The sequence below is a fragment of the Enterobacter sp. 342 genome (assembly GCF_036663495.1).
GTDB lineage: Bacteria > Pseudomonadota > Gammaproteobacteria > Enterobacterales > Enterobacteriaceae > Enterobacter.
Genome location: NZ_JAWUEI010000004.1, coordinates 170,013 through 185,582, shown reverse-complemented (window position 1 = coordinate 185,582; position 15,570 = coordinate 170,013). Strand labels below are relative to the sequence as shown.

General features: G+C 50.7%; 20 protein-coding genes. 10 read left to right on the top strand and 10 right to left on the bottom strand.

All coding sequences use genetic code 11. From position 1 onward, the window contains the following. Positions 1-39 precede the first annotated feature (39 nt). Positions 40-1,323, top strand: coding sequence for a YeaH/YhbH family protein (locus V6E55_RS05330; RefSeq protein WP_028018994.1), 1,284 nt, complete (start codon positions 40-42; stop codon positions 1,321-1,323). 99 nt (positions 1,324-1,422) lie between these two features. Continuing rightward, on the top strand, positions 1,423-1,923 hold the full coding sequence (locus tag V6E55_RS05325) for a YbaK/prolyl-tRNA synthetase associated domain-containing protein (RefSeq protein WP_129996073.1): 501 nt from the start codon (positions 1,423-1,425) through the stop codon (positions 1,921-1,923). 21 nt (positions 1,924-1,944) lie between these two features. Here V6E55_RS05325 and yoaI read toward each other — a convergent pair whose 3' ends face one another. Next, positions 1,945-2,049 carry a small membrane protein YoaI gene (gene yoaI, locus V6E55_RS05320; protein WP_236920553.1) on the bottom strand — a complete coding sequence of 35 codons (105 nt, stop codon included), beginning with the start codon at positions 2,047-2,049 and terminating at the stop codon, positions 1,945-1,947. 144 nt (positions 2,050-2,193) lie between these two features. Here yoaI and V6E55_RS05315 point away from each other — a divergent pair, with 144 nt between their 5' ends. After that, a complete protein-coding gene (locus V6E55_RS05315; protein WP_008500737.1) occupies positions 2,194-2,640 on the top strand; it encodes a DUF441 domain-containing protein in 447 nt (148 codons plus the stop codon). Here the strand turns inward: V6E55_RS05315 and V6E55_RS05310 are convergent. Then, complete coding sequence (locus V6E55_RS05310; RefSeq protein WP_316942346.1) at positions 2,624-3,415, bottom strand: AraC family transcriptional regulator; 792 nt, start codon at positions 3,413-3,415, stop codon at positions 2,624-2,626. The two genes, V6E55_RS05315 and V6E55_RS05310, sit on opposite strands and share 17 nt — an antisense overlap. Before the next feature lie 99 nt (positions 3,416-3,514). Here V6E55_RS05310 and V6E55_RS05305 point away from each other — a divergent pair, with 99 nt between their 5' ends. Beyond that, the gene (locus tag V6E55_RS05305) at positions 3,515-4,702 is read left to right on the top strand and encodes a CynX/NimT family MFS transporter (RefSeq protein WP_316942322.1); all 1,188 of its coding nucleotides are present in this window, start codon (positions 3,515-3,517) and stop codon (positions 4,700-4,702) included. A gap of 30 nt (positions 4,703-4,732) precedes the next feature. Here the strand turns inward: V6E55_RS05305 and V6E55_RS05300 are convergent, their stop codons facing one another. Then, positions 4,733-5,440: a CTP synthase C-terminal region-related (seleno)protein gene (locus tag V6E55_RS05300; protein WP_114978133.1), complete on the bottom strand. Its 708-nt coding sequence runs from the start codon at positions 5,438-5,440 to the stop codon at positions 4,733-4,735. A gap of 101 nt (positions 5,441-5,541) precedes the next feature. Here V6E55_RS05300 and V6E55_RS05295 point away from each other — a divergent pair, with 101 nt between their 5' ends. Continuing rightward, positions 5,542-5,886, top strand: coding sequence for a DUF488 domain-containing protein (locus tag V6E55_RS05295; protein ID WP_114978134.1), 345 nt, complete (start codon positions 5,542-5,544; stop codon positions 5,884-5,886). Here the strand turns inward: V6E55_RS05295 and V6E55_RS05290 are convergent, their stop codons facing one another. After that, positions 5,887-6,192, bottom strand: coding sequence for a hypothetical protein (locus tag V6E55_RS05290; RefSeq protein ID WP_114978135.1), 306 nt, complete (start codon positions 6,190-6,192; stop codon positions 5,887-5,889). It lies immediately after the preceding gene. A gap of 80 nt (positions 6,193-6,272) precedes the next feature. Beyond that, on the bottom strand, positions 6,273-6,527 hold the full coding sequence (locus V6E55_RS05285) for a putative hemolysin (protein WP_114978371.1): 255 nt from the start codon (positions 6,525-6,527) through the stop codon (positions 6,273-6,275). Positions 6,528-6,835: 308 nt separating this feature from the next. Here V6E55_RS05285 and V6E55_RS05280 point away from each other — a divergent pair, with 308 nt between their 5' ends. Together V6E55_RS05280 and V6E55_RS05275 are read left to right on the top strand one after the other, a co-directional pair. After that, positions 6,836-7,867 (top strand): sensor domain-containing diguanylate cyclase, encoded by a 1,032-nt coding sequence (locus tag V6E55_RS05280; RefSeq protein ID WP_316942345.1) that lies wholly within the window; start codon positions 6,836-6,838, stop codon positions 7,865-7,867. Positions 7,868-7,912: 45 nt separating this feature from the next. Further along, positions 7,913-8,011, top strand: coding sequence for a YoaK family small membrane protein (locus tag V6E55_RS05275; protein WP_014883431.1), 99 nt, complete (start codon positions 7,913-7,915; stop codon positions 8,009-8,011). A 128-nt stretch (positions 8,012-8,139) separates the two neighbouring features. Here the strand turns inward: V6E55_RS05275 and V6E55_RS05270 are convergent, their stop codons facing one another. Next, a complete protein-coding gene (locus V6E55_RS05270) occupies positions 8,140-8,388 on the bottom strand; it encodes a GlsB/YeaQ/YmgE family stress response membrane protein (RefSeq protein WP_114978136.1) in 249 nt (82 codons plus the stop codon). Between the two features lie 286 nt (positions 8,389-8,674). Continuing rightward, positions 8,675-10,159 (bottom strand): sensor domain-containing diguanylate cyclase, encoded by a 1,485-nt coding sequence (locus tag V6E55_RS05265; RefSeq protein ID WP_410493434.1) that lies wholly within the window; start codon positions 10,157-10,159, stop codon positions 8,675-8,677. A 333-nt stretch (positions 10,160-10,492) separates the two neighbouring features. Between V6E55_RS05265 and V6E55_RS05260 the strand changes: the two genes are divergently transcribed. Next, positions 10,493-11,992, top strand: coding sequence for an EAL domain-containing protein (locus tag V6E55_RS05260; protein WP_129996077.1), 1,500 nt, complete (start codon positions 10,493-10,495; stop codon positions 11,990-11,992). 293 nt (positions 11,993-12,285) lie between these two features. Here V6E55_RS05260 and V6E55_RS05255 read toward each other — a convergent pair whose 3' ends face one another. The 3 genes from V6E55_RS05255 to icd form a co-directional block, all read right to left on the bottom strand. Further along, entirely contained in the window at positions 12,286-12,531 is a 246-nt protein-coding gene (locus tag V6E55_RS05255) for a YmjA family protein (protein WP_114978138.1), read from the bottom strand. 76 nt (positions 12,532-12,607) lie between these two features. Beyond that, the gene (locus tag V6E55_RS05250) at positions 12,608-12,955 is read right to left on the bottom strand and encodes a DUF1304 domain-containing protein (RefSeq protein ID WP_114978139.1); all 348 of its coding nucleotides are present in this window, start codon (positions 12,953-12,955) and stop codon (positions 12,608-12,610) included. 76 nt (positions 12,956-13,031) lie between these two features. Further along, positions 13,032-14,282 carry an NADP-dependent isocitrate dehydrogenase gene (icd, locus tag V6E55_RS05245; RefSeq protein ID WP_028019009.1) on the bottom strand — a complete coding sequence of 417 codons (1,251 nt, stop codon included), beginning with the start codon at positions 14,280-14,282 and terminating at the stop codon, positions 13,032-13,034. A gap of 117 nt (positions 14,283-14,399) precedes the next feature. Here icd and rluE point away from each other — a divergent pair, with 117 nt between their 5' ends. Both rluE and V6E55_RS05235 read left to right on the top strand, forming a co-directional pair. Then, positions 14,400-15,053 (top strand): 23S rRNA pseudouridine(2457) synthase RluE, encoded by a 654-nt coding sequence (gene rluE, locus V6E55_RS05240; RefSeq protein ID WP_114978140.1) that lies wholly within the window; start codon positions 14,400-14,402, stop codon positions 15,051-15,053. Positions 15,054-15,062: 9 nt separating this feature from the next. Next, on the top strand, positions 15,063-15,536 hold the full coding sequence (locus V6E55_RS05235) for an NUDIX hydrolase (protein ID WP_114978141.1): 474 nt from the start codon (positions 15,063-15,065) through the stop codon (positions 15,534-15,536). Positions 15,537-15,570: the final 34 nt, after the last annotated feature.

The following is a 15,570-nucleotide window of genomic DNA, read 5'->3' as shown; positions in this document are numbered from 1 at the left end:
CTACAAAATGCAAGTTGGCAAATGCAGTACGGGGGGTATATGACCTGGTTTATTGACCGGCGTCTTAACGGCAAAAACAAGAGCACGGTGAACCGCCAGCGCTTCTTGCGCCGTTATAAAGCGCAAATTAAACAGTCTATCTCCGAGGCCATCAACAAACGCTCGGTGACCGACGTCGACAGCGGCGAATCTGTCTCCATCCCCACCGATGACATCAGCGAACCGATGTTTCATCAGGGGCGTGGCGGACTGCGCCATCGCGTACACCCAGGTAATGACCACTTCGTTCAGAACGACAGAATTGAGCGTCCTCAGGGCGGCGGTGGTGGTTCAGGAAGCGGTCAGGGACAGGCCAGCCAGGATGGTGAAGGTCAGGATGAGTTTGTCTTCCAGATTTCGAAAGATGAATATCTCGACCTGCTGTTTGAAGATCTGGCGCTGCCGAATCTGAGAAAAAATCAGCATCGTCAGCTTAACGAGTATAAAACCCATCGTGCTGGCTATACCGCCAATGGCGTACCCGCCAATATCAGCGTCGTGCGTTCATTGCAGAATTCGCTGGCGCGACGCACGGCCATGACGGCAGGTAAACGTCGCGAACTGCGCGAACTCGAGAGCAACCTGAAAGTCGTGGAAAACACGGAACCGGCGCAACTGCTGGAAGAGGAGCGCCTGCGTAAAGAGATTGCCGAGTTGAGAGCGAAGATCGATCGGGTGCCGTTTATCGATACCTTCGACCTACGCTACAAGAACTACGAAAAACGTCCGGAGCCATCCAGCCAGGCGGTGATGTTCTGTCTTATGGACGTCTCCGGTTCAATGGACCAGGCCACCAAAGATATGGCGAAGCGTTTTTATATTCTGCTCTACCTGTTCCTGAGCAGAACCTATAAGAACGTGGAAGTGGTCTATATTCGCCACCACACACAGGCCAAAGAGGTGGATGAACATGAGTTCTTTTACTCCCAGGAGACCGGGGGAACCATTGTATCAAGCGCACTGAAGCTGATGGATGAAGTGGTTAAAGAGCGTTACGACCCGGCGCAGTGGAACATTTATGCCGCGCAGGCCTCGGATGGCGATAACTGGGCAGATGACTCACCGCTGTGTCATGAAATTCTGGCGAAGAAAATTCTGCCCGTCGTGCGTTACTACAGCTATATCGAAATAACCCGTCGTGCACACCAGACCCTGTGGCGGGAATATGAACATCTGCAATCTATGTTCGATAACTTTGCCATGCAGCATATCCGTGACCAGGATGACATCTATCCGGTGTTCAGGGAGCTGTTCCACAAGCAATCTGCAACCAGCAATGCCTGACCCTACAGCCAGCGAATTCGCTGGCTGTATTCTTTCGACCCCGTTCATCCCGTGCTAATGTAGAAAACTGCATACTGAATTATCACCGGGAAAATCGTTATGTCTGACGACGTTATTGGGACAGGGACTCACCAGCAGCTGATTAATTTACTCACCGAGCAGGGTGCACGGTTTCGTGTCATGGAGCACGAGGCGGTGGGGAAATGCGAGGCGGTAAGTGAAATTCGCGGGACCGATCTCAGGCAAGGCGCTAAAGCTCTGGTCTGCAAAGTGAAGGGAAACGGTGTAAAAAAACACGTTCTGGCGATCCTGGCCGCCGATCTGCAGGCCGACCTGAGCCAGCTTGCCAGCCATTTTGGCGGATTAAAAGCGTCTCTCGCCAGCCCGGCCGAAGTTGATACTCTGACCGCCTGCGTTTTTGGCGCTATCCCACCTTTCAGTTTCCATCCCGATCTGACGCTGGTTGCCGACCCGCTGCTGTTCGAGCGTTTTGACGAAATCGCGTTCAACGCCGGTCTGCTGGAAAAATCAGTGATTATGGATACCCAGGATTACCTGCGTATTGCTCGTCCTGAGCTTGTGACGTTCCATAAAGCCTAATCACAAAGGCTGGCGATCCTGTCAGCCTTTTCTTTCCAGAAACAGAACAGAAGCGACGAGAATAATGGCAACAGCGAAAAACGATGAGGAGATAATGAGTGTCTCAACAAACATGTGATCGTTCATGATGGCGATCCTTTTGTGATATCTGACCTCGTTTTAGTCCCTGTAAATGACAGGGTTATGACAGTGATAAGATCTTTTAAAAACTGTCCTCCGCCATTTTTCCGCGTAAAGTAAGCAGGATGATTTTTTTGGCAAGGATTCCCTATGTTTGACCCTACTCTGCTCATTCTTCTGGCACTCGCCGCGCTCGGTTTTATCAGTCATAACACCACCGTCGCCATCTCGATTCTGGTGCTTATCATCGTGCGCGTGACACCGTTAAACACCTTTTTCCCGTGGATAGAAAAACAAGGCCTCACTATCGGGATAATCATACTCACCATTGGGGTCATGGCTCCCATCGCCAGCGGTACGCTGCCTGCATCGACGCTGCTGCACTCGTTTGTAAACTGGAAATCGCTGGTGGCGATTGCGGTCGGCATTTTTGTCTCGTGGTTGGGTGGTCGTGGCGTCACGCTGATGAGCAGTCAACCCTCGCTGGTGGCGGGTCTGCTGGTGGGAACCGTGCTGGGTGTAGCGCTGTTTCGCGGCGTGCCAGTGGGCCCGCTGATTGCAGCGGGGTTGGTCTCACTGTTTATTGGGAAGTCGTAGTCAGGTTAGCCATATAACGCGCCGGTGTCTGGCCAAGCCCCTTCCTGAACATGGTGATAAACGCGGTGGTAGAGTCATAACCCAGTGTCTGTGCCACCTGCTGTACCGACTTACCGCTAATCAAATGCTGTAACGCCACAATTAACTGCAGCTGATGACGCCAGCGGCGAAAGCTTAAACCCGTTTCTTTTACCACCAGTCGCGCCAGGTTGCGTTCGCTCATGGCAAAGTGGCTCGCCCACTGTGCCAGCGTCTGCCAGGCGGCAGGCTCTTCCGCCATCTTTTCACTCATCAGCCGGATTTTGGGGTGAGGTGAAACGGGTAACTGCAAATGCTCCTGACGCTGCAACGGCAGTTCATCAAACAGGACATCCACCAGGCGCGATGTGGCCGCAAGATAAAGCTGCTCACGCGATTTCTCTGCCAGAGATAAAATCAGTTCCCGTACCAGGGGGGAGATTTTCAGGGTGCAGCAGCGATCGGGTAAACTGGCAGCACCCGGTTCAATGAATAAAAAACAGAGCTGTGCTCCCGGTGTGGCCCTGTTACTGTGCGGCATCTGGCCAGGGATCCAGACAGCATACTGAGGCGGTACCATCAGCATGGCATTTTCCACTTCGCAGGTGATAGCACCACCAAGGGCCAGAATCAGCTGCCCCTTACGGTGATGATGCAATGGAATATATTGTTCCTCCGCCACCACGCGAATGCGGAACGCGACGGCCGCATCGTGCTGGCTATCAGGATCGTAGCCCTCCAGTCCCAGACCAATCATCATGTTGTCCGATATTAGCGATAAACTGTCATTTTAGCCTGATTTCAACCACTGAGAAAATCAGTATTGTGTGCCCTCGTTTGAACGTATGAGAACACAATGACAACTGCTATTCGCATCTCTGGAAAACAAAGCGCGCTGTTGATCGCAGGCATCCTGATGATTGCCACTACACTGCGCGTTACCTTCACCGGCGCAGCCCCGTTGCTCGACGCTATTCGCCTTGATTATGGCTTAAGCACGGCACAAACCGGTCTGCTGACCACCCTGCCTCTGCTGGCTTTTGCGCTTGTCTCCCCGCTTGCCGCAGGTGTCGCCCGGCGTATCGGCATGGAGCGCAGCCTGTTTATCGCCCTGCTGCTGATTTGCGCCGGGATTGCGGTTCGTTCCCTGCCCTCCGCAACGTTACTTTTCATGGGTACGGCGGTGATTGGCTGCGGTATTGCGCTGGGGAATGTTCTGCTGCCGGGATTAATTAAACGTGATTTTCCAGGTCAGGTAGCCCGTCTCACCGGGGCCTATTCCCTGACGATGGGGGTCTCTGCGGCGTTAGGCTCTGCGCTGATTGTTCCTCTGGCACAAGGTGACGCTGGCTGGCATGGCGCACTGCTGATGCTGATGGTGTTTCCGCTGATCGCGTTGCTGCTCTGGCTGCCACAGTGGCGTCAAAAACACATCGCGACGGTAACGGGCGCTGGCGCGTTGCATAATCGCGCGATCTGGCGATCTGCCCTCGCCTGGCAGGTGACGCTCTTTCTGGGAATTAACTCACTGATTTACTACGTTATCATCGGCTGGCTGCCGGCTATATTACTCAGCCACGGATACAGCGAAGCACAGGCCGGCTCGGTGCATGGTCTGTTACAACTCGCCACTGCCGTACCGGGTCTTGCTGTGCCGCTGATCCTCCATCGTCTGAAGGATCAGCGGATAATCGCCGGGGTTGTGGCCCTGATGTGTGCAGTCAGCGCGGCAGGATTGTGGTTTGTACCTGATATGGCAGTCCTGTGGACACTGGTGTTCGGCTTTGGCACCGGCGCAACGATGATCCTCGGCCTGACGTTCATCGGCCTGCGCGCCAGCTCTGCACACCAGGCGGCGGCGTTATCCGGTATGGCGCAGTCAATTGGCTATCTGCTCGCGGCCTGCGGTCCACCGTTGATGGGAAAAATTCACGATACTGCGGGAGACTGGCGCATCCCGCTTCTGGGCTGTGCGTTGGCTGCGGTGGTCATGGCCATCTGCGGTATGCTCGCCGGGCGTGACCGGGAGATCACGCCTCGTTAAACATTGTGGCAGGCCGTTGGGCCTGCTTTTTTAGCCGCGCGCCGCGCGCAGCATCGCCTGTACCAGTACCACCGGGCGACCTTCCAGTGCCGCACGCTCATGCTGGAATAAGGTGATCACAAAGAATGGGTGGGTAACCAACTCTGCAGCGCGGATCTCACCCTGCTCATCCCAGCCAGTAACGCGCATATCACCGTTTTCAAGCGCCTGTGCAAACGCCGGCGATACGCCATAGTTACAATGATAGCCCTCTTCAATTTCTGGCTTACCATAGGCTTTCGCGATCAGCGTATTATTACGCAACTCAATTGCATCGGTTTTTTCCACCAGCGAACAGGCCAAAGGTGCAATCACCATGGTGCCTTCGGTATCCGTTTCGGCATGGGCCGCATCGCTCCAGCCCAATACGTTACGGGCATACTCAATCAACGCATGCTGGAACCCACCGCAGGTACCGAGGAACGGAATGCTGTTTTCACGGGCGTAGCGTGCAGCGATAAAGGCAGCTTCCGTGTTTTTATAAGGGCTTGCAGGAACCAGCCAGATGGCATCGTAGCCCACCAGATCTTCAGGACTGGTTAAATCGGTCGTGGCAAGCCAGTCGTAATCGGCGGTGAGGTCAAGGACTGCGGCGGCGTCGTCAATGGCCAGCGGAATCGCCTGATGTGCAATAACATTAGGATTGTAATCGCCAACCAGCGCAATGCGCAGCGTCGTTTTTACCGGGAGGTGTTCCATGAAAGGTTCCTTATGCCAGGGAATTATCAGATAACATAAGGAACCTCAGACTACCGATCTTCTGCAATTATCACAATACCTTAAATTAGGAGGGTGGAAATATGATTCAATGCAAACGGGTCTATGAGCAGGCAAGCCCGGACGATGGCTATCGGGTTCTGGTGGACAGGCTCTGGCCGCGCGGGGTTAAAAAAACGGACCTCGCGTACGATGAATGGTGTAAAACGCTCACGCCATCAAATGAATTACGCAAGGCCTTTCACGGCGAAACCATTGATTTCGATGCCTTCAGTCAGGCCTATCGTGAAGAGCTGGCGCAACATCAGGACGAAGGGATGCGCCTGGCGGCGCAGGCAAAAAAGCAGACCGTCACCCTGCTCTACGGCGCAAAAGACAAGACACAAAATCATGCCCTGGTATTAGCCGACTGGCTGCGCCATCTGTAATCAGCCGATCATCAGCTCATCAAGGGTTTGTGGTGCTTCATCCGGGGTAAGCGGCATCAGGTGTTCAGGGCGAACAAACGCAAAGCCGTGCTGATTGTCAAAGGCGTAGACATCTCCCGTTACCAGCCATAGCGCGCGATCCGCCGTCGCGGGCAACTCCGTCATAACGCCATTGACCGGGTTAACGAAACGCAAGCCGGGCTGGCAAAGACCAAATAATTCAACGGATTTACCAATATTGCGACGGCCAGAGGCTGTGCGGGCACCGATGATCATCGCCATGCTGCCCGGTTTAAGCTGAAACATACTTCTCTCACGGTAAAGGTGGCCAGAAACTGGCTAAGAATAATCCTAAAGAGAAGTGTATCGCAGTCAATATGTCATTGTCACCTGGTGGGTTGCGGGTGATCACGGCGATAAAGCGTCCATTCGTCGATCACTTCGCCACCCGGTAACTTGCACTCTGTGCGGACACCTTGTGGGCTTTGAACCGGGATCTGTTCCCCGCCTTTCTCCAGACAATAAACGGAGGCCGGGTTCGCCATACCGACAACGTGGGGCGGTTTCGGGGCATCAGGTGGTGGTGTTTTGGTGGTGCAGGCGGCCAGGGGAAGTGCCAGCGCCAGAAGCAGAAATCTCATCTTATTGATCCTTTTAACATCATCAATAGTGTAAGGGTAACGGGTCACTCGCGCTTTCTCCATGGTTTCTCCATTTTAACTGCACTTTTCAACGCTATAGTGTGACGTGTTCTCAACATGACCAGAGAACATCATTCCGTAATCAAGATGTCTTTGCCCCGGTCTCAACAACGGGGCTTTTTTTCACCTGCGCCCCTCCTGCTGCATATATTAAATTTTCTATATTCATGTTTTACTATGCCAGAAGTCTAAAAATTCAGCATAACATGCAGATGCAGACGTCTTCTGCATGGGAGTTATTCTACGTCATGTCGGATATCATCCTTGCCCGTGTTTCAGAAACCCTCGCCACTGAACAATCCCTTGAAAGTCTCGTTCGTCAGCTGCTGGAGATGCTGGAGATTGTGACCGATATGGAATCGACTTACCTGACGAAGGTCGATATCAAAGCACGACTGCAGCATATTCTCTATGCCCGCAACAGCAAGCAGATGGAGATCCCGGAGGGGCTGAGTGTTCCATGGGATGAAACACTGTGTAAGCGCGCACTGGATAGCAACACGCTATTCAGCAACGACGTTCCTGAGCGTTGGCCTGATTGCGACGCTGCGAAAGCACTCGGCATTACCACCTACATGAGTATTCCTGTTCATCTTGCTGATGGTTCACTTTACGGTACGCTCTGTGCCACCAGCACGGCAAAGAAACCACTCAGCGAACGTGGTGAACAGGTTCTGAAATTGTTTGCCGGGTTGATTGCCCAGTACATTCAGAAAGAGTCTCTGGTGACCCAACTTCGGGAAGCCAATGCTGCGCTCATCGCGCACTCTTATACCGATGCCCTTACCCGTTTACCCAACCGTCGGGCCATTTTTGAGGATCTGACGACCCTGTTTTCTCTGGCACGACACCTTAAACGTAATGCCATCATCGCGTTTATCGACCTGAATGATTTCAAATTGATTAACGATCGTTATGGTCATGAAGCTGGCGACCAGTTTCTGGTGGAAGTGGGCAAGCGTTTGACGGAAGAAAAACAGCAGGACGATATTATTGGCCGGTTGGGCGGTGATGAGTTTCTGGTGGCTTCTCTGAGCAAAACCGACAATGAAGAGGATAACACGCAGATAAACCAGTTAAAAACACGCCTCAATGCCTGCATTGCGGGTGAATACTGGCTGGGCAGCAGTGTTCATATCATTTACCCGGGAGCCAGCATTGGTGTTATCGAAGTGGACCCTGATGTAGCCGATCCGGACAGTGCGTTACACGCAGCTGATATCGCGATGTATCAGGATAAGAAAGGAAAAAGCAAAACACGCTTTCTCACTAAGGATTAACACCGTACACTCTACGGCATTACAGAAACCGAAACAGGTGATGATATGAGAATAGGGATCCTCTTCCCGGTCGTTATTTTTATAACGGCGGTGGTTTTTCTGGCGTGGTTTTTTGTCGGTGGTTACGCAGCTCCAGGGGCATAAATGAGAAAAACGACCCTCATTATGTTGATCGTTGCCATTACTGCTTTTGCCGGGACACAACTCGGCTGGTGGTAAACCCGCTACGTAAAAAGGCTGCCCTCTGGCAGCCTTTTTTAACGCGTTCAGATTTAGCTTTTGATTTTTCTGTAGGCAAACAGAACAACCAGCGCACCAATCACAGCAACGACGAAACTGCCGAAGTTAAAGCCATCGACCTTGCCAAAACCGAACAGTGTACTGATCCAGCCGCCGACGACCGCGCCGACAATCCCCAGTATTACGGTAACAATAAACCCACCGCCATCTTTGCCCGGCATGATCCACTTAGCCAGAATACCAGCAATAAGCCCAAAGATAATCCAGGATAAAATACCCATAACTTTCCTCTCTGTATGGTTTTTGTCATTAAATCAACGACACAAAAAAGAATAGCACAGGATCAGAGAAAGAAAATTTGTGATAGGCATCACAGTGAGAGAGCGTCTATTTATTCATCAACAAAAAAGAGCGCTCCACATAAACTGTGGGGTTGAATCTTTTGTTGAGAAAGATTATCTTTCTCAACACTGAGTAGTTGAGTAAAAAACTCAAGTATTCAGTACGACATTGCTCACATTGCTTCCAGTATTTCTTGCCCACTCTTGAGTGGGCTTTTTTTTCTGGTCATACCCCAACAAAAGCGTACTGGTTACGGCCGCCGCGTTTTGCCTGATAGAGTGCCTGGTCTGCGGCAATGATAATATTCTGCTGGCTACCGGCTATTTCTACAGCACGTGCAGTGGAGACCCCTACGCTTACCGTTACCCGCCCAAAAGGACTAAAAGCATGTTCAATTTGCAAAGAGAAGACATTGCGAATAATCGTCTGAGCAATGCGCCGCGCCTCCTGGATATCCGCATCAGGTAATATCAGCGCAAACTCCTCCCCGCCATACCTGGCCACAATCTGGTTATCACGAGTGAGACTTTTCCTGAGACTGTCCCCCAGTTGAGTCAGGCACCGATCCCCTTCAGGATGGCCGTAGTTATCATTGTATTTTTTGAAGTAATCCACATCCACAATCAGCACCGAAATCGGCGCACCGCGTGCCACGCAACCCGCAATTTCCGAGAGTATCTTTTCATCAAAACTGCGGCGGTTGAAAAGCCCTGTCAGCGCATCCTCAGAGGCAATAATCTTCAGCTCTTTGTTATCTCTGGTTTTTCGTGATAAGTCCGAATACAGGAAATAAGACGCCACAATGAGTATTACGGTAAAAACGAAAATGAGTATGGCAAGCTGGATAGCCTGCTTGCGCCAGGGAAAGAGAGCCTCATCGGTGCTGACGGCCACCGTGGTGACCAGTCCGTAACGTGTGTTTTTCTCATAGGCATAAATGCGTTCGATTTTATCAAACCGGGAAATAGAACTGGCGATCCCGGTATTTTGTACCTTGAGATATTTTCTGAAGAGAGGCGAATCAGAGACAATCGCGCCAATATAGTTATTTTTAAAGGGATAACGGACCAGCAAGACGCCTGACGGTGTCGTTAAGCCAATGACGCCAGAATGACCAATATTAATCTGCCCGTAGAGTGCCAGAAAATTTTCGATGCCCAGTGTCACAACGACGACACCATTAAACGCGCCGGTATGGGTTTCAAGACGTCGGCTAATGGTGATAACCCATTTACCATTAGTTCTGCTTACCACAGGCTCACCAATAAAAATCTGCTGACTCTTATTATTCTTGTGGTAGATAAAAAAAGCCCTGTCCGCTCCTTTCCGGGGGCCAGAAAAAGTTTCGTGCAATGCGGTAAAGAGTTCGCCCCGGGCATCGTACACAACCACATTATTAATCTGGGTAAGGAGATTATCCTGGTTACTTATCATCCGCTGGATATTGGTCGCCTGTTGTGGGTTCATGCCATAAATTTCGATTATGTCGGAAACAGTCGTAATCAGCATTTCACTTTGGCGCATGATCCCCTCAGTATACACATCAAGGGTATGGCTCAGGTTGGCAACACTGGTATTTATTTGCTGGATTGACTGCTGTCTGGATGTGGTAATTTGGACAGCAAGCGACAGCGAGATGATCAATGAGACAATGATGACGGTAATGGTTGTTGTGTAGAAAGTATTTTTTATATGCACGAGCTTTTCCACCTTATCACGCCTGACATCCCCGGCTGACAGCTATTGTCACTGTAACAAAGCTCAGGATAAGAGGAAAATGAATTGCACTTAAGCAGACCACCAGCCCCCTCTTTATTTCACTTTTCACAATCTGACATCGGGGGATACCCTGCACATCGCAAAACCAAAACGCGGCTACAAAGTCACATTCTCTCCTGGCTTAGCAGCAGAGGGTGAGCATCATAATGTTGCGCATGATTTATCGGTCTGAATGTGATCACCTGTCGTGACTATCAGGCTTGTGCCTCGTCCTGGCTGTGTTAAGATTTGTGAAATTCAGGGAGCGGACAGGATAACTGGATAATGAAAAAGATCATTGCCGTTGCTATCATTTCAACGCTTCTGGTCATCCTGTCTCTTTATGCGGTCAATGCTGTTATCGTTAGCCAGCAGAAGAGCAAACAACTTGAGATTTCCCATACTCTTTTAGAGTATTCAGAAGACCTGTCCCAAAGCGTAGCACTGGCTCTCAAAAGCATCACTACCCAGGGATGTGATAAAACCAGTCTTGATAGTTACAGACAAATAAAACTCGACAGCCTCTATTTCGGTGATGTCGGATTCATAGAGAAAGGAAAAATAGTCTGTACTGCTTTTTGGGGTAAACTCGCTACTCCTGTTGCACTTCCTGCAGAACTGCATAAAACCCCAAGGGGCTTTCTCCTGGCCCAGTTTGACAAAAAAGAGTTCTTTACAGGTAACGCGGCAATTTATCATAACATTATTATCTTCACCTCCCGCTACGCTTACGATAAATTCGCTCCGGTTACAGCGAGTTACTCTCTGAGTGCAACCACCAAAGACTTTGGCAGAACTTTTTTTTCGGCCACCCCTGCATTTAAGCAACAGGACTTGCTGCATTCGACATTGTTTACCATCACCCTCACGCAGTGCAGCGCTTTCTGGGATTTATGCGTCATTGTGAAACATCACAACGCAGGGCTTGCTTCGCTACCTCCCGCTGTGTTTACGTTTCTTGTGGTCATTTTGTATTTTATCTGGGTAGCGATAACGTTCTTTTTCTTCCGCATTTATGAAGACCGTTTCTCTCTCGAACGGACGCTGGTCAAGGCTGTCATCACCAATACCATCAGTGTTAAATATCAGCCAATCATTCGAATTCAGGATAAAAAAATAGTGGGCGTTGAGGTTCTGTCGAGATGGCACGATCAAAAACACGGTGATGTCTCCCCGGAGCTTTTTATTCCATTAATCAAAAAGATCGGCCTGTATAAAAAATATTACATTAATATTATCGAAAAATCCCTTTCAGAAATTGCACCACTTGCAACAAAACATCAGCTGGTCGTCTCACTCAATGTTGGCCGAACGGAAATTGAAGACGGGCAATTTATTACTATTTTACGTCGCGTGTGTTTACTTCATCGCATCCCACTCTCCTTGATAAAAATCGAACTCTCTGAAAAGGCCGTTTCCGCTGTAGATATTCTTGAAGAATTCTGTCGGGAATTAAAATCGCTTGGTATAAAAATATCAATAGATGATTTTGGTGTACAAAATTCAAACCTGGCCAGGCTGTCACTTCTTGAATATGATGAAATAAAAATCGACAAATCGCTGGTCGATGGCATCAGTGAACATTATAAACAAAACATCTTTGTTATTTTTAGTGATGCCCTCGCCCGGCTGAATAAACCCCTTGTTTTTGAAGGGGTAGAGAATGAAATACAATATCGTTTTATTGCTGACAGATATCCCAATGCCCTGGTTCAGGGATGGTATTTCTCAAAATCACTGACCCGCAGTGAGCTGGCGAAGAAACTTGTCGGCGTCGCGCGGTAACCACTGATGCCTGGCGCGCCCATATTTTTTCTGATCAGGCATTTTCATTCCTTTCCCAAAAACATATAGTTGTCACATTCAGACGGTAGATTACCCTGAAGCACACACTTATTTTGGTTAAAAACGTGAAAATATCCTTACTTTATCCAGTGGTACTCTTTTTCCTGATCGTTATTTTCGCGCTGTTTAGCGACAACCCCACCTCGCATATTCTGCGTAAAAAATGCATGTGGTCTGATAGCGTGATGCTGAGCTGTATAGCAAAGCATCAGCATAATGGTTTTTGAGGAAGGCTATTCATTCCCCCACTGATTGAGGAAATTCGCAATATCATCAATGCGACCAGCACGGATCCCGGCTTCAGTCGCCATCTCTTGCTGGGCTTCCTCACTGATCTCCTCGTTATTTGATAAACGGGTGAGCAGCAGCTGGAAATAACCTGCCAGCGGATCACGCTCTGAATCACTGACTTGCTCTGCGGCTTCCGTCGCGTACTCATCGACGATGTCATAATACTTCAGTGGGATTTCGTTGTTCATAAGCAGTCTCGTATCTGGCTTGTCATAAGTGGCGTAGTGAGTATATCGGACGACGGACGTCGACCATAGCATTGCTTCAGACCAGTAGCGCCAGCAAGGCGGCAACAGCGGGCAAGGCCTGCACATACAGAATTTTTCTGCTGGCGGTCACTGCCCCAAATATACCGGCAACCACCACGCAGACAAGGAAAAAGACTGTCACGTGGATACCCTTTTCGCCGAGCCAAAGGCTCCAGAGTAAACCTGCCGCCAGAAAACCGTTGTACAGCCCCTGATTCGCGGCCAGCACACGGGTTTCACGGGCAAATTCAGGACGGAGATTAAACGCCTTATGCCCGGTTTTTGTGTTCCAGAGGAACATTTCCAGCACCAGGATGTAAAGATGGATGAACGCAACAACAGCAACCAGGATGGTGGCTAACATCATGCTTCTCCTGTAAGCAGAGACAAAAAAAACGGGAACCCTACGGCCCCCGTTAGTATTTAACCCAGAGTCTGGATTACATGTTCGCGATAATCGCATCGCCAAACTCTGAACATTTCAGCAGTTTAGCGCCATCCATCAGACGTTCGAAGTCATAGGTCACGGTCTTGGCAGCGATAGCGCCTTCCATGCCTTTAACAATCAGGTCTGCAGCTTCGAACCACTCCATATGGCGCAGCATCATTTCTGCGGACAGGATGATAGAACCTGGGTTCACTTTGTCCTGGCCTGCATATTTTGGTGCAGTACCGTGGGTCGCTTCGAACAGGGCGCACTCATCACCGATGTTCGCACCCGGGGCAATACCAATACCGCCAACCTGTGCCGCCAGGGCGTCAGAAATGTAGTCACCGTTCAGGTTCATACAGGCGATCACGTCGTATTCAGCTGGACGCAGCAGGATCTGCTGCAGGAACGCATCGGCGATCACATCTTTAATGATGATCTCTTTGCCGGTGTTCGGGTTCTTGATTTTCTGCCACGGGCCGCCGTCGATCAGCTCACCACCGAACTCTTCTTTCGCCAACTGGTAACCCCAGTCTTTGAACGCGCCTTCGGTGAACTTCATAATGTTGCCTTTGTGAACCAGGGTCACAGAGTCACGGTCGTTGGTGATGGCGTACTCGATGGCCGCACGTACCAGACGCTTGGTGCCTTCTTCGGAGCACGGCTTGATGCCGATACCGCAATGCTCAGGGAAGCGAATTTTCTTCACGCCCATCTCATCGCGCAGGAATTTAATCACTTTTTCTGCGTCTGCAGAGTCAGCTTTCCATTCGATACCTGCGTAGATGTCTTCTGCGTTTTCACGGAAGATAACCATGTCGGTCAGTTCAGGGTGCTTAACCGGGCTTGGGGTGCCCTGGTAGTAACGAACCGGGCGCAGACACACGTACAGGTCCAGCTCCTGACGCAGTGCAACGTTCAGAGAACGGATACCGCCACCGACAGGTGTGGTCAGTGGGCCTTTAATAGCAACGCGGTAGTCGCGGATCAGGTCCAGCGTTTCCGCTGGCAGCCAGACGTCCTGGCCATAAACTTGAGTAGATTTTTCACCGGTGTAAATTTCCATCCAGGAAATTTTACGCTCGCCTTTGTAGGCTTTCTCAACAGCGGCATCAACCACTTTCAGCATTGCCGGGGTAACGTCTACACCGATACCGTCACCTTCGATGAACGGGATAATCGGATTGTGAGGAACGTTAATCTTGCCGTTTTGCAGGGTGATCTTTTTACCTTCCGCCGGAACAACTACTTTGCTTTCCATTAACCTCTCCTTCGAGCGCTTCTGGTTGTTACTGATCTTATGTTAATAAATTGTAATGAGCCCTTCGATAGTACCTGATTGTCCGACGCCATGAAAGGTCTTCGTTATTAGGCTATAATGCGGCAATTGATAGAGCCTGAAAATACCATGAAGAAAACTTCTTTTACAAAACACCGGGTTGAGCGATTCAGCTCGCGACAAGCCGCCAGAAGACCGCAAGAAAGCCAGCCGAAGCGGGTAATTTTGTTCAATAAACCCTACGATGTTTTGCCGCAGTTCACCGACGAGGCCGGGCGCAGCACGCTGAAGGACTACATTCCCGTCCAGGGCGTCTACGCCGCCGGGCGACTGGACCGCGACAGCGAAGGCCTGCTGGTCTTAACTAACGACGGAGCCTTACAGGCGAAGCTCACGCAGCCAGGGAAGCGCACGGGTAAAATTTACTTCGTGCAGGTAGAAGGTGAACCGGATGAAGAGACGCTGGCAACATTACGCAACGGCGTCACGCTGAACGACGGTCCAACTCTGCCGGCAGGTATTGAACGCGTGAATGAACCGGAGTGGCTGTGGCCGCGTAACCCGCCCATCCGCGAACGCAAATCCATTCCGACAAGCTGGCTCAAAATCACCCTTTATGAAGGCCGAAACCGTCAGGTTCGGCGTATGACCGCACACGTTGGCTTCCCTACCCTGCGCCTGATTCGCTACGCCATGGGCAACTACACGCTGGAGAGCCTGGCTAACGGTGAATGGCGGGACGTTACCTCCTAAGGAGTCACTATGTTCAAACCTCATGTCACTGTCGCCTGTGTGGTTCATGCGCTGGGTAAATTCCTGGTCGTCGAGGAGACTATTGGTGGCAAAGCCTTATGGAACCAGCCCGCAGGGCACCTCGAAGAAAACGAAACGCTGCTGCAGGCCGCAAAACGCGAGCTGTGGGAAGAGACGGGGATCCATGCCGAACCTCAGCACTTCATCCGCCTGCATCAGTGGATAGCGCCTGACCACACGCCATTCCTGCGCTTTTTATTCGCCGTTGAGCTTAGCGAAATGTGCGCCACAGAGCCGCAGGATGATGATATCGACCGCTGCCTGTGGGTCACCGCTGATGAGATCCTGAATGCGCCAAACCTGCGCTCGCCGCTGGTTGCAGAAAGCATTCGCTGCTGGCAGTCTGCTGGCCGCTTACCGCTGGATGTCATTGGAGAATTTAACTGGCCGTTTACAGAGGGTGTCAATGGTGGGGGGGCGTGATAGAATACGCCGCCTTGAAGTTCAATGTCGTGAG

Coding starts and splice junctions, on each gene's coding strand:
- yoaI (WP_236920553.1), bottom strand. CDS start 2,049: ATGAACGATCACATGTTTGTTGAGACACTCATTATCTCCTCATCGTTT.
- V6E55_RS05310 (WP_316942346.1), bottom strand. CDS start 3,415: ATGATTGGTCTGGGACTGGAGGGCTACGATCCTGATAGCCAGCACGAT.
- V6E55_RS05300 (WP_114978133.1), bottom strand. CDS start 5,440: ATGGAACACCTCCCGGTAAAAACGACGCTGCGCATTGCGCTGGTTGGC.
- V6E55_RS05295 (WP_114978134.1), top strand. CDS start 5,542: ATGATTCAATGCAAACGGGTCTATGAGCAGGCAAGCCCGGACGATGGC.
- V6E55_RS05270 (WP_114978136.1), bottom strand. CDS start 8,388: ATGGGTATTTTATCCTGGATTATCTTTGGGCTTATTGCTGGTATTCTG.
- V6E55_RS05315 (WP_008500737.1), top strand. CDS start 2,194: ATGTTTGACCCTACTCTGCTCATTCTTCTGGCACTCGCCGCGCTCGGT.
- icd (WP_028019009.1), bottom strand. CDS start 14,282: ATGGAAAGCAAAGTAGTTGTTCCGGCGGAAGGTAAAAAGATCACCCTG.
- V6E55_RS05250 (WP_114978139.1), bottom strand. CDS start 12,955: ATGTTAGCCACCATCCTGGTTGCTGTTGTTGCGTTCATCCATCTTTAC.
- V6E55_RS05280 (WP_316942345.1), top strand. CDS start 6,836: ATGTCGGATATCATCCTTGCCCGTGTTTCAGAAACCCTCGCCACTGAA.
- V6E55_RS05275 (WP_014883431.1), top strand. CDS start 7,913: ATGAGAATAGGGATCCTCTTCCCGGTCGTTATTTTTATAACGGCGGTG.
- V6E55_RS05325 (WP_129996073.1), top strand. CDS start 1,423: ATGTCTGACGACGTTATTGGGACAGGGACTCACCAGCAGCTGATTAAT.
- rluE (WP_114978140.1), top strand. CDS start 14,400: ATGCGGCAATTGATAGAGCCTGAAAATACCATGAAGAAAACTTCTTTT.
- V6E55_RS05285 (WP_114978371.1), bottom strand. CDS start 6,527: ATGAGATTTCTGCTTCTGGCGCTGGCACTTCCCCTGGCCGCCTGCACC.
- V6E55_RS05255 (WP_114978138.1), bottom strand. CDS start 12,531: ATGAACAACGAAATCCCACTGAAGTATTATGACATCGTCGATGAGTAC.
- V6E55_RS05305 (WP_316942322.1), top strand. CDS start 3,515: ATGACAACTGCTATTCGCATCTCTGGAAAACAAAGCGCGCTGTTGATC.
- V6E55_RS05260 (WP_129996077.1), top strand. CDS start 10,493: ATGAAAAAGATCATTGCCGTTGCTATCATTTCAACGCTTCTGGTCATC.
- V6E55_RS05290 (WP_114978135.1), bottom strand. CDS start 6,192: ATGTTTCAGCTTAAACCGGGCAGCATGGCGATGATCATCGGTGCCCGC.
- V6E55_RS05330 (WP_028018994.1), top strand. CDS start 40: ATGACCTGGTTTATTGACCGGCGTCTTAACGGCAAAAACAAGAGCACG.
- V6E55_RS05235 (WP_114978141.1), top strand. CDS start 15,063: ATGTTCAAACCTCATGTCACTGTCGCCTGTGTGGTTCATGCGCTGGGT.